Annotated in this window: 13 protein-coding genes; 2 read left to right on the forward strand and 11 right to left on the reverse strand. The window is 47.4% G+C overall.

Features of this window, described 5'->3' with window-relative positions; all coding sequences use genetic code 11:
* Nucleotides 1-156 precede the first annotated feature (156 nt).
* From IQ247_RS15800 to IQ247_RS15850, 11 genes are all read right to left on the reverse strand, one after another.
* The gene (locus tag IQ247_RS15800) at nt 157-606 is read right to left on the reverse strand and encodes a hypothetical protein (RefSeq protein ID WP_193921546.1); all 450 of its coding nucleotides are present in this window, start codon (nt 604-606) and stop codon (nt 157-159) included.
* Nucleotides 607-1,182: 576 nt separating this feature from the next.
* Nucleotides 1,183-1,491, reverse strand: a complete 309-nt coding sequence (locus IQ247_RS15805) for a hypothetical protein (RefSeq protein WP_228059785.1) — start codon at nt 1,489-1,491, stop codon at nt 1,183-1,185.
* A gap of 109 nt (nt 1,492-1,600) precedes the next feature.
* Complete coding sequence (locus IQ247_RS15810; protein WP_193921548.1) at nt 1,601-2,296, reverse strand: stage II sporulation protein M; 696 nt, start codon at nt 2,294-2,296, stop codon at nt 1,601-1,603.
* A 53-nt stretch (nt 2,297-2,349) separates the two neighbouring features.
* Nucleotides 2,350-3,141, reverse strand: a complete 792-nt coding sequence (locus IQ247_RS15815; protein ID WP_193921550.1) for a CPBP family intramembrane glutamic endopeptidase — start codon at nt 3,139-3,141, stop codon at nt 2,350-2,352.
* 141 nt (nt 3,142-3,282) lie between these two features.
* Complete coding sequence (locus tag IQ247_RS15820; protein WP_193921552.1) at nt 3,283-4,137, reverse strand: SDR family oxidoreductase; 855 nt, start codon at nt 4,135-4,137, stop codon at nt 3,283-3,285.
* Nucleotides 4,138-4,256: 119 nt separating this feature from the next.
* On the reverse strand, nt 4,257-4,910 hold the full coding sequence (locus IQ247_RS15825; RefSeq protein WP_193921554.1) for a GOLPH3/VPS74 family protein: 654 nt from the start codon (nt 4,908-4,910) through the stop codon (nt 4,257-4,259).
* Nucleotides 4,911-4,984: 74 nt separating this feature from the next.
* Nucleotides 4,985-5,776: a CPBP family intramembrane glutamic endopeptidase gene (locus IQ247_RS15830; protein WP_193921556.1), complete on the reverse strand. Its 792-nt coding sequence runs from the start codon at nt 5,774-5,776 to the stop codon at nt 4,985-4,987.
* 36 nt (nt 5,777-5,812) lie between these two features.
* Nucleotides 5,813-6,190 (reverse strand): hypothetical protein, encoded by a 378-nt coding sequence (locus tag IQ247_RS15835; RefSeq protein ID WP_193921558.1) that lies wholly within the window; start codon nt 6,188-6,190, stop codon nt 5,813-5,815.
* Between the two features lie 82 nt (nt 6,191-6,272).
* Nucleotides 6,273-7,232: a CPBP family intramembrane glutamic endopeptidase gene (locus IQ247_RS15840; RefSeq protein ID WP_193921560.1), complete on the reverse strand. Its 960-nt coding sequence runs from the start codon at nt 7,230-7,232 to the stop codon at nt 6,273-6,275.
* A gap of 93 nt (nt 7,233-7,325) precedes the next feature.
* Nucleotides 7,326-8,282 carry a CPBP family intramembrane glutamic endopeptidase gene (locus IQ247_RS15845; RefSeq protein ID WP_228059786.1) on the reverse strand — a complete coding sequence of 319 codons (957 nt, stop codon included), beginning with the start codon at nt 8,280-8,282 and terminating at the stop codon, nt 7,326-7,328.
* 69 nt (nt 8,283-8,351) lie between these two features.
* A complete protein-coding gene (locus tag IQ247_RS15850; protein WP_193921562.1) occupies nt 8,352-8,969 on the reverse strand; it encodes a TetR/AcrR family transcriptional regulator in 618 nt (205 codons plus the stop codon).
* Nucleotides 8,970-9,200: 231 nt separating this feature from the next.
* Between IQ247_RS15850 and IQ247_RS15855 the strand changes: the two genes are divergently transcribed.
* On the forward strand, nt 9,201-9,371 hold the full coding sequence (locus tag IQ247_RS15855) for a hypothetical protein (protein WP_445974526.1): 171 nt from the start codon (nt 9,201-9,203) through the stop codon (nt 9,369-9,371).
* 148 nt (nt 9,372-9,519) lie between these two features.
* Nucleotides 9,520-11,721 carry an anthranilate synthase gene (locus IQ247_RS15860; protein ID WP_193921564.1) on the forward strand — a complete coding sequence of 734 codons (2,202 nt, stop codon included), beginning with the start codon at nt 9,520-9,522 and terminating at the stop codon, nt 11,719-11,721.
* Nucleotides 11,722-11,782 lie beyond the last annotated feature (61 nt).

Here is an 11,782-nt window from a genome sequence, read left to right on the forward strand (position 1 = left end):
GAACAAGTCGCAAGTCGCAAGTAAGTTTTGTGACGGGGATTTAAACCCCGACACAAAACACGCTGCTTGTAGAAGCAGGGGACTTAAACCCCAAATTTGGTTAAAAGATCGTAAGTAGTTAAACAACTTAGATAGGCACTGCTAGCAACGATTTTGCTAGGGAAGAATGCCGTCTTTTTGTAATTGCTTCTGGAGCGTTTTCGGTAGGCTTTTAATATTGCAAAGTTTGGCAGAATCGCCGTCATAGCGCCAGGATTGAATCTCGCTGGAGCGATCAAACTCGACATTAATCTCGCAGAAATCACGATCAACAATCGTGTTGCCCCCGGTAATCAACGTAGTTCTCTCGCCTCGACGGTTCCGAAATTCATTCACATTGATTGGCTGCTTAAACGCCTGTTCTCGATCCGTTCTGTAAGAATAGATTGTGTTCCCATTAGGTAACGTGAGTGTAGTCGTAGGTGCGCCATATTTGCGAACAAACTCATTGATATCCCGACCAATCCAACTGTTCATCGTGCTATTCAATCGCTCTTTAGATCGCTCGTCGCACCCGAACAAGCTCACGCTTGCTAAAATTAGCAGCATCGAAATCCAAGTCTTCATATTCATCCCTCTGTGTTGAAAAGTTCTAATGTATTGACCTTTGAAAGGCATGAGGTTGAAATCCTCTGCTTCCCTCAGCATTAATCTCGTGTTGATCTGGAGTGTACTAAGTTCTAATGTTTGATTTCTTCCAGATTCTTATGGTGAAGAACGAGTTCGTTTCGGCATCGTCCGATTGAAACATTAACGTTCAGAATTCACTTGCCATGTAATCACAATGATTTCTGCAAACCCTAAGACAAATATTAGCCGCGAAAACGCTCCTAAAATGGCTTCCATCGTCCAGTTCTGACTCTGAACCTCCCAGATCATCCAAACAATATAGAATCCAATCACCAACCAGGGTAGAATTACCGCTGAATTCCGTCTGCGATAGAAGCGGATTGTCCTCTCGCGCCAAAATGGGAAGGTGCTGAGGAGACAAAAAATGTAGGAGGTTCCTGCACTGATGAACAAGCTTCTTTGAAGACTCGAAGGCAGGTTTGGGTATCCAAGTGCGATCGCACTCAGGCAAACTCCGAGCGCGAGGTACAGGAAAGTGAACAAGGTAAATCGTTTCATTCTTCCTCCTGAACTTTATTCTGTGTACCAGACACGTACACATTGAAAGCAATTGATTCTAACGCCTTGACTGATTATCAATTGGTAGACCCCATTACTGACCGTCACTCCGTAGACACCATCACTTGTGCCATCGATGTGATCGGGTAAAACAACGGTTTCAACATTGATCACCTGTATCGCTGTACTTTCAATCCACTGATTTGCAGCACTCACAACCTCAGAGAAAGATTCATACTCCGAAGCTCCGCCGAAGGGTCCCCGTTTAGTAATCCGAGGCGCAAAATCTTTACACTGAATCAAAGCCACTTTATCTTGTCTCATTCTGTTTCTCCTGTTTTAATCAAAATTGACCTTCAGCCCAAAATCAAACTCCGAACAGTCTGTAAAACCCTTCACAGTAAAGTTTTGTGGGCAGTACTCACCCTACTGGCTACAACAACCATTGGGTCAGTGGAGGAACCAGGTAGCGGAGCGAGAACGCCTCCCAGATCGCACCGACGATGAACAGTGGGAGCGTGGACAGACTCAGCCAACCGAGCTGTTGCAGCCCACGGACGTAACCTTGACGATGGTTCCGAGTCCCGATGGTTGCGGGGCGAACCCAAGACCGACCCAGGATGTATGCGCCAAACATCAGGAGGGCGTAAGCTTGGAATTCGATGAGTATTGTCAGCGAGTGCGGGATCAGTGCCACTGCCATAATCTTGGTAGCCGGAGCCATCGCTAAACCGAGAGTGAACGTCTTATAGGCAAACATGGCGATGCCAGCAAAGGGAACGATCAGCGAAGGAAGCACGATCCACAGCGCGCCAGTCGCGAGGTTGACTCCCAGGATAGTCAGCGAGAACAGCCAGGGGTTATTGAATAGCGATCGGACAAGATCCGCCGTTCCGTTGTCTTCCAGGATGGCTGCCTGAGTGGCGCTCAGGTTGGGGAAGACCATCGCCACTACCAACCCGGTGATGACTAAGCCATACACAATGGCATTGATAGTGAGGTAGGCGCGAAAATTAGTGCGAATGATCTGAAAGGGTTTGCGAAGAAATCGCCGAAGCGGGTGTTTGGCACTGGGAGTAAGTGGTCGTTGTGGAGACTGGTCTTTGGTGGCGATCGTTTTGCGTGACATATTTTAGCTCCGATATTTGGTGATGGATGCAGTGATGCTTGCCAGAAAAAAGCTTAGACGAATCTTGCCAGCAAAAGGCTAAGAGCAAAGGAAAAGGTATGAACGCTAAAATGGGATAACATCGCAGCCTCAAGTGAGTATTGCCAAAAGAGCCAACCGAAAGCAATGCCAGCAATCCCATTAAGTAATATCGCTCGGACGATCACAATTGGAGTGAGGGGAACGATCGCGGCAGTCGCTGGCAGGTGTAGTAGTCCAAATACCAACGCGGCTAGCACGATCGCACCTTGGTATATTGCTTGACTTGGCAACGTAATGCCTTGTTTTAAGACCTTCCACGCGATCCAAACAAGCAGCGACATGAAGCCCCAGCGCATCAGAATTTCCTCAGTGATGCCGCCATAAAGCATTGCTGTAAGTGAACTCAGCCAATTCAACTCTGTATTATTTGATACCTGTAGTGCTTCAGGTAGAGCAGGCTTCATGAACCGATCGAGCAACAGAAGAACGATCGTCGTCGCTGCACCCACACCCAAGCTCCATTGCATCTCAATGACAGAAAATGGAATCTTAGGGGTATGAAGTACCCAGTAGTCAATCAAATGTGAGCGTAATCCAACGCGATAGGCACAGCCAATTCCGATCAGAATGCTGATTGCTAGTAGAACTGTAAGCTGTAGTGCTTGCAGCAGTATTAAAACCCACAGTGGCGGAACGTTTGCCAGTTCTTCTGGAGACAGTTGTGCCAACCGTTGCTCAACGAATGGAACCGACGTAATCGCAAGCATCATAATTCCCGCAATGCCCAACACAAATAGAATTCCAAATTGTTTCAAAACTGCCATTGATTTAATCTCCAGAGTAAAACACTTAGAAAAAACAAGCAACATGAGTAGAACCAGTCTTTTTTGGGCACTCGAATCATATTATCGAACCAGGGTTGCGAACGGCTAGAGCTATACTTGTCGATCATTCAATTTCGGAAGTCAGCTAAATGCCGTTGCATAATCGCGAGCAAAGTCCTTAAACTGACGCGGCGCTTTGCCAGTCGCATCCTCTATCCCTGAAGCGATCGCTGCTGCCTCATTGCGTCGATAATGGGCGTAATCTTCAATCAGTCCATCGGCTTGCCAAGCTGGCATCCCAAAGCCAACCATTGCTTCCCGCATCTGTTCGGGTAGGATATCGACAAACGCAATCTGACGCTTCACGGCAGCAGAAAGATATTCTGCCATCTCGGTATGTGTTAGTGCCTGCAAACCCGTAAGATCATAAATCTTTCCTTCATGCCCAGCTTTGGTTAGAGCAGCTACAGCAACGTCAGCAATGTCGCGGACATCTACTACGCTCACCTTCGCATCACCGATCGCAGCGTAAAAGGTGTTTTGCTCAACGATCGACGATCGGAAGTTTAACAAGCCCTGCATAAACAGATTGGGGCGCAGAAACGTATACGCCATCTGGGTTGCTTGGATCGCCGATTCGACAGCCGCATGGTAGCGTAAAAAGCGCACAGGTGAGCGGGCATCGGCTGCAAATTGCGACAGTTTAACGATGTGCTTGACACCGCTTTGTTGTGCCGCTTCGACAAACGCGAGTTGCTGTGCTTCGGCGCGTTCTGTTGAGTTGGTGACGAGGAAGGCTCGATCGACCCCTGCCAGGGCAGAGGGCAGTGTTTCAAGGCGATCGAAATCAGCCTCGACCATTTCGATGCCCATATCTGCAATTGCTTTGGCTCGATTGCGATCGCGCACCATCGCGTGAGCTTGAACGTTTTGCGCGGCGAGACGCTTGAGTACCTCCAGACCGTTATTTCCAGTTGCGCCAGTTACTAAGATCATTTGAATCTCCTGATTAGATTTTGAGCATTCTTCTGCTCCAACACGCCGGACAATTCTGATAGGAAAGCAAAGCTTTCAAAAATTGTCCGAACTATTGTTCTATACAACCCCTAACGATTTCATCTGACATTGACTGCGCCCAAAATCGTGGTTGCTTGAATGATGAAAATTGCCTTTGAAACTGCTTTGCCGACCAACTCCCCTTCTGCGATCGCTCTAATTCGCGATCGCGCTTCAGGACGTTCTTCAGGTCTGAACACCGCATCGGTCAGGTGAGAGGCTTGCATCAAACTAATCAATGCTACCATCCGAGAATTCAGTCCAATGCCTTCTAACACGGCTGTACGAACTTGCTGGACAATCTCGCGCTGAATCGATTCATCGGTGAGAAAATATCGCCGCGTTGGGAATAGACCCAGAATGCGTTGCTCTTGTCGTTGCAAAACACCTAAATCGACTAAGTTCTGCAACACAATCGGCTGAAACCATCTGTATCTTCGTCTCCAACGAGTCACCCAGAACCTTGCAGTTCGAGGACGAGACGATGCCAGAACTTCATTGAGGTGTCGATCTAAGAATTCATTGCCTGTGTTGCCTGCGTTCGCACCGATCACCCGATTGTCGTTGTCGATCTCAAGTTTGTCTCGTAGGATTAAGTCTAGTAACAAAGAACCGACCAAGCCATATTCGAGCGCCGCGTAGAAAGAGAAGCGAGTTTTCCCAGTTTCGGGATTGAGTGCAAGAAGGATTAAGTCCTGTGAAAGATATTGCATGATAAATTCCTGATTGAAGTATGCTGTGGTTCCTTAAGGGGGCAGTGCTAGCCCTACGATATCTATTCCAAAACTTAAGCCAACCTTGCCAGTAAACCGCTAAGAACAAAGGTAAAAGCATGAACGCTGATATGAGCTAACATTGCCGCTTCTAGCGAATATTGCCAAAAGAGCCAGCCAAACCCAATCCCTGCAATTCCATTCAGTAACAACGCCCGAATAATCACAACTGGAGTGAGTGGAACGATCGCGGCAGTCGCTGGCAGGTGTAGTAGTCCAAATACCAACGCGGCTAGCACGATCGCACCTTGGTATATTGCTTGACTTGGCAACGTAACGCCTTGTTTTAGCCCTTTCCACCCGATCCAAACAAGCAGCGACATTAAACCCCAGCGCATCAAAATTTCCTCAGTGATACCGCCATAGAACATTGCTGTGAGCAAATTCGACCAATTTGGCTGTGTATTATTGGTTGCCCGTAGCGCTTCAGGTAGGAGAGGTTGCATCAACCGATCGAGCAATAAGAGAACGATCGCCGCCGCTGCACCCATACCCAGGCTCCATTTCATCTCAACGGCAAAAGATGAAGACTTAGCAGTGTGAAACACCCAATGATCGATCAAATGGGAGCGTAATCCAACGCGATAGGCACAGCCAATTCCGATCAGAATGCTGATTACTAGTAGAACTGTAGGCAGTAGTCCTTGCAACAGCATTAAAACCCACAATGGAGGCACCTTTTCGAGCATTTCTGGAGACAGTTTTGCTAACTGTTGCTCGACTAAAGGAATAGACCCGATCGTGAACATGAGAATTCCCACACTGCCCAATACAAATAAAATCCCAAATTGTTTCAGAATTGCCATTAATCTAATCTCCAAGTGATGCCTTGATGACTCAACTTAACGTTTCGTACATCCATATTGCTGTTGGATAGCATTGTTTCTGTACACTTCTAGCGTTCCAGATTGCTGGCTATCCAATGTTCCATCCCAAACCCAGTATTGATAATTACCATTCTGGAATTTGTAAACTCGAACGCCTTCTGTTGCTTGGCTTGTTCCTCTTCCCAAGCTCAAATTTCCGTTGGAACTGGTTGAGCGATAAAGGAGTTCGCCTGATTTTTTAGTTTTCCAGATATTGACGTTGTATCCGCCTTGGCATTGCAAGTTGAGGAGCAAATTAGCGGTAGAATCGGCTTTTGCAGGTAAAGCGAAATGAACTATCATGCTGGTTGCTAAAGTCAGAAGAGTTGTGGAATAAGTTAGGAATGCTTTCATGGTGTTCCCTCTAAGTATTTGAGTGGTAGGTTTACGGTAGAGCAGTCGTGAAATCACTTTACCGATGACCCTTTCGATCGCTCTAGGAAACGGGTTTGGATACCCCGTCGCGCTTGAACACTCGGAAAACGATCACCAGGAAAACGGGAATCAGCACGAGAGAGGTGATGTCGTAGAATCTTGCATGGTACTCACTAATGCTGAACAGGGCTGGCGTGGTGAAGAAGCTTCCAGACCAGTTGAACAGGAGAAAGTACGCAATGTTGTTGGCGAAGTGCGCCCCGATCGCAAGCTCGGTGGTGCCGTCGATCAATGAAACGATCGCAAACAGCAGACCCGTGCCGACGAAGAGTCCGAGGAACATCCCGATCCAGCCACCCTCCTGTGACTCTGGATTGGTGGCGTGCGGCAGGGTGAAGATCACAGCCGAGACGATCGCCAGAAACATCCGGTTCGACCAGATCAGGCTCGCACCCTGCACGATGTACCCGCGAAAGAAAAGCTCCTCGGTGGTCGTCTGGATTGCGGTGAGAACCAGCGCGATCGGGACGAAGAGCGCGAACGTTGCGAGGTCGGAGTTGAAGGAGAAGGTGTCGGGGTAGAGGAAGTACTGCCCCAGCCCGCCGAGCAGCACCCAGGGCACGAACCCAGCCACGAACCCGTGACCAACGCGCCGCCAACTGATTTTCTCCCGCGCCGTAATGAGCGTCCGGGGATGACGCTGGTGGATGAGGGTGATGGCGATGAGAATTCCCGCGAGAAACACCGGAAAACCCGCCATGACCACGACGAAGCCCCCCACGGAACCGAACGCAGCGTAATCCAGCCGACCCAAAGCCGCAGCACCCTCTTTGCCGCCAATCGCAAGCGCGACGAGTGCGCTGGCGAAGTTGGCGACGACCATCCAGGCAAAGAGGATGATCATTAGCCCCAGAACATACCGCCACCACCGATACTTACCCCACCCAGCAGCCTCGACGTAAGTCGCGCCTTTCACTTCCGTTCCGATTCCCTGCTTTCCTTTGATTGCTTTAATCCTCATCTTTGTCTCCTTTACTGGTGCGTGTGTGCAAAATTCACGGAACAATTGCAGTCACTTTAATACATTTGCTGATTGTTTTACGAACTTACGAGATCACCGACGACTCTCCGGTGGCTCTGGGAAACGGGTGGGGGCTTTACGCTTGAACACTCCGTAGGCGATCGCCAGAAACACAGGGATTGCAACCAGCACCGATAGCGCCCCGTAGGTCGCGTGGAACTCGCTGATTGTGAACAGAGCGGGAGTGGTCACGGCGGTTCCGGCTGCGTTGAACAGGAGGAAGCCGACGATGTTGTTCGCGAAGTGTACGCCGATCGCAAGCTCGGTGGTTCCGTCAATCAACGAGACGACGGTCCACAGCAGACCCGGAACGAGGAAGTAGCTGAAAAAGACCGTGAACCAGCCGCCAGCAATTGCCTCCGGGTTGAGCAGGTGCGGCAGGGTGAATACCATGGCCGCCACGAGCGCCAGAAAGATGCGGTTGCCCCAAACAATGCTCGCCCCCTGCACAATGTATCCGCGAAAGAAAAGCTCCTCTGTGGTGGTCTGGATCGCGGTAAAGACTAGCGCGATTGGCACAAAAAGCGCGAACGTTGTGAGGTTGGAGTTGAAGGAAAAGGTGTCGGGATAGAAGAAGTACTGTCCCAGCCCACCAATCAGGCAGGCTGGCACGAACCACGCCACAAACCCGTGACCGACACGCCGCCAGCTAATCTTTTCCTGCGCTGTGACCAGCGTCCGGGGGTGGCGGCGGTGGATGAGGGAGACGGCGATGAGAACACCCGCGAGGAAAAATAGGAAACCTACCATAACAAACAGGAACTTCCCCAAAGGACCAAGCACGTAGTAATCTGGTTGACCGCTAAACGCGAACGCGACGAGTACGCTGGCACCAGTCCCGACCACCAGCCACGCAAAGAGGATAACCACCAGCCCCAGAACATACCGCCACCCCCGATGCTTACCCCACCGGGCAGCCTCCACGTAAGTCGCGTCTTTCCCTTCCGCTCCGCTTCCCTGATGTCCTTTGATTGCTTTGATCTTCATCATGTTTGTCTCCTTTACGCTTGCGTGTATGTAGTGCTTGGATCGAGTTGCTAGTTGCCTTTGCTATTGTTTTCAGGGATCGACCGGGTTGCCGACGGCTCCACCAGTGGCTACGCGCACGGCGTGAGCCATGTGCTTGAGCGGGTTGCCGATAGAGGCGCGATCAGCTCCCGCCATAAGGGCGGCACTGACATCTTCACTAATGACGCGCAAGACTGCGGTGGCAGCCGCCGCGTGCAGACGCACCTGGATATCATCAGCCGGGCGGCGCAGGCGATCCGCGATGATCTCGACCAGATCGCGCTCTATTCGATCGTGAGCCATTAGCCAAGCCGTCCGCAGATCCGGCTCTTTTTCAGCTAGCACGGTCATCTTGATCACGGCATCGTCGTAGGACTGCTGATCGGGATCTTTGGAGCGATTCGTCGCCCACTCGACGAGGTGATCTTCGAGGGAAACCTCCCGAGGCCAACGGCGCAACACCGCCACACATTCCTCTGCATCCTGCGCTAAGACTGGCTCGACACAGCTCTCCTTGTTGCGGAAGTACCGCCAGAGGGTACGTACCGAAATGCCTACTGCGTCTGCAATCTGCTCGCCGGTTGTAGCAGTGACACCTTGCTCCCAGAACAAGCGCGCTGCTTCACGGGAGATTTCCAAACGCATCCGCTCGCGCCGCTGCTCACTCATCCCTTCCTAACTCTTGCTCGCTTGTTGTTATACCAGTCACAGCGATACTCCACACAGTGAGCATTTTTTCCATTGATTGGCATCAGGTTCTATTTTTTTGTCACTAAATGTCATTATGTCACAAAGTGACATATTTTGACAAGGGGATGCTGCACAATAGTTACTTTTGCCGCACCGCAGCAAGCCAATGTATAAAACTGGAGAAATTTGGGTATTAAATGTCCATTATTAATGGATGAACCTTTTGGAGCATTAGATGCTTTAACTCGTGGCAAATTGCAACGACAGGTATTAGATATTTGGGAAAATCATCGCCAAGCAGTGATGATGATTACTCAATATTTTGAACTCCGTAACCATGCTCTCAATTTTCTCGATAAATATTTTACGCAAGACGAGTAATTTTAAACCATGATTATCTTTCGTGAGTAGCTTAATTCAAATTTATCCGCATCAAGTGTCCCCATCATTGCTAAATACCTGACCTAAATTGCATAAACCAAGTTTATTCACCCCTATACAAATTTCAAGAAGACTAGAGAATATTAAAATGCAATTTGACACTAATTCTTATACAACTGACGGTGGTATATTTATCTCTCGCTCCGTTACGAATACTTCTATCGATTCGGCTATTGAGGAAGTTTTGATGCGTCTGGATTCTCAACGCGGTGGTTTACTCGCTAGTAGTTATGAATATCCAGGACGATATAAAAGATGGGCTATCGGTTTTGTCAATCCTCCTTTGGAAATATCTACTCGCGATCGCAATTTTACAATTACGGCTCACAATGAACGTGGTCTGGTTTTACTCGGTTATCTAGGGGATTTATTTTTAGATAAACCATATATTGAAAATATAAATCGAGAGGATAACTGTATTTCAGGTTCTATAAAACTGAGCAATCGTTTATTTTCCGAGGAAGAGCGCAGCCGACAACCATCTGTATTCAGTGTGATTCGAGAAATAATATCAGCATTTTACAGTGATGAAGATGAAAATTTAGGGCTTTATGGAGCGTTAGGTTACGATTTAGTGTTTCAATTTGAACAAATGCCCAAATTATTGGAACGAGAATCAGACCAAAGGGATTTAATATTATATTTACCGGACGAATTATTAGTTGTTGATTACCATTTACAACAAGCATTTCGCTTACAGTACGATTTTGTGACTAATAATGGCAGTACCAGAGATTTACCGCGTAAAGGTGAAGTGATGGATTACCGGGGTAAACGTTTGAATGTGACTCAAGGTTCTGACCATGCAGCGGGTGAATACGAACAACAAGTTACCAAAGCTCTAGATTATTTTCGCCGGGGTGATTTATTTGAGGTAGTTCCTTCTCAATGCTTTTCTGAAACCTGCGAAAAATCTCCAACTCAATTATTCCGCACTTTGAGAAAAATTAATCCTAGCCCCTATGGCTTTATCTTTAATTTGGGTGGAGAATACTTAATTGGTGCATCTCCAGAAATGTTTGTCCGAGTTGAAGGTAGAAGAGTAGAAACTTGTCCCATCAGCGGTACAATTCGTCGGGGAGAAACAGCCATTGATGATGCAGTACAAATTCAGAAATTGTTGAATTCCCGTAAAGATGAATCTGAATTGACCATGTGTACCGATGTAGACCGTAATGATAAATCACGAATTTGTGAACCGGGTTCGGTAAGAGTAATTGGTCGTCGTCAAATTGAAATGTACAGTCATCTGATTCATACTGTTGACCATGTAGAAGGAACACTCAAACCAGAGTACGATGCTTTGGATGCATTTTTGACTCATTTATGGGCTGTTACCGTCACCGGAGCGCCAAAACGGGCTGCAATGCAATTTCTCGAACAAAATGAACGCAGTGCCAGACGTTGGTATGGTGGAGCAGTAGGAGGTTTTAATTTTAAAGGTAATTTGAATACAGGTTTAATTTTACGAACTATCCGACTCAAAGATTCCATCGCTCAAGTAAGAGTTGGTGCAACAGTCCTTTATGATTCCGAACCGGAAGCAGAAGCTCAAGAAACTATTACGAAAGCAACTGCGTTATTTCAAACTCTGAATCGAGCAAGCAATCAAAAAGTTGATCAAAAATCAATCATGTCTCAATTCGGGATTAAAGAACAATTACCAGCAGCAGGGAAAAACGTTTTATTAATTGACTACGAAGATTCCTTCGTTCATACCCTTGCTAATTACATCCGTCAAACAGGAGCAACAGTCACAACATTAAGACATGGTTTTCCCGAATCAGTCTTTGATCAACAACAACCCGACTTAGTAGTATTATCACCCGGACCCGGAAAGCCTAGTGACTTTAAATTAGAAATGGCGATCGCCGCTTGCAAAAAACGTCAAATACCCTTATTCGGTGTATGTTTAGGATTACAAGGAATAGTTGAAGCCCATGGTGGAAAGTTAGGAGTTTTGGATTATCCCCAACACGGTAAAACATCTTTAATAAATATAGTAGATAAAGATTCTGTGGCTTTTAAAAACTTACCATCATCCTTTGAAGTTGGTAGATATCATTCCTTGTACGCAATAGAAGATAATTTACCCCAAGAATTAAAAATTACAGCCCTATCCGATGACGGAATAGTTATGGGTATTGAACATAAAACCTTACCAATAGCCGCTGTTCAGTTTCATCCCGAATCTATCATGACTTTAATGGAAGGTGTAGGCTTAAAAATTATCACCAATGTTGTATGTGAATTTACTTGTTCCGATAAACAGTTAACAGTTATCAGTTAACAGTTACCAATTACCAATTACCAATTACCAATTAACCATTACCAATTACCAATTACCAAAT

Source organism: Plectonema cf. radiosum LEGE 06105, from assembly GCF_015207665.1.
In the GTDB taxonomy this organism is placed as follows: Bacteria; Cyanobacteriota; Cyanobacteriia; order Cyanobacteriales; family Nostocaceae; genus Rivularia; species Rivularia radiosa_A.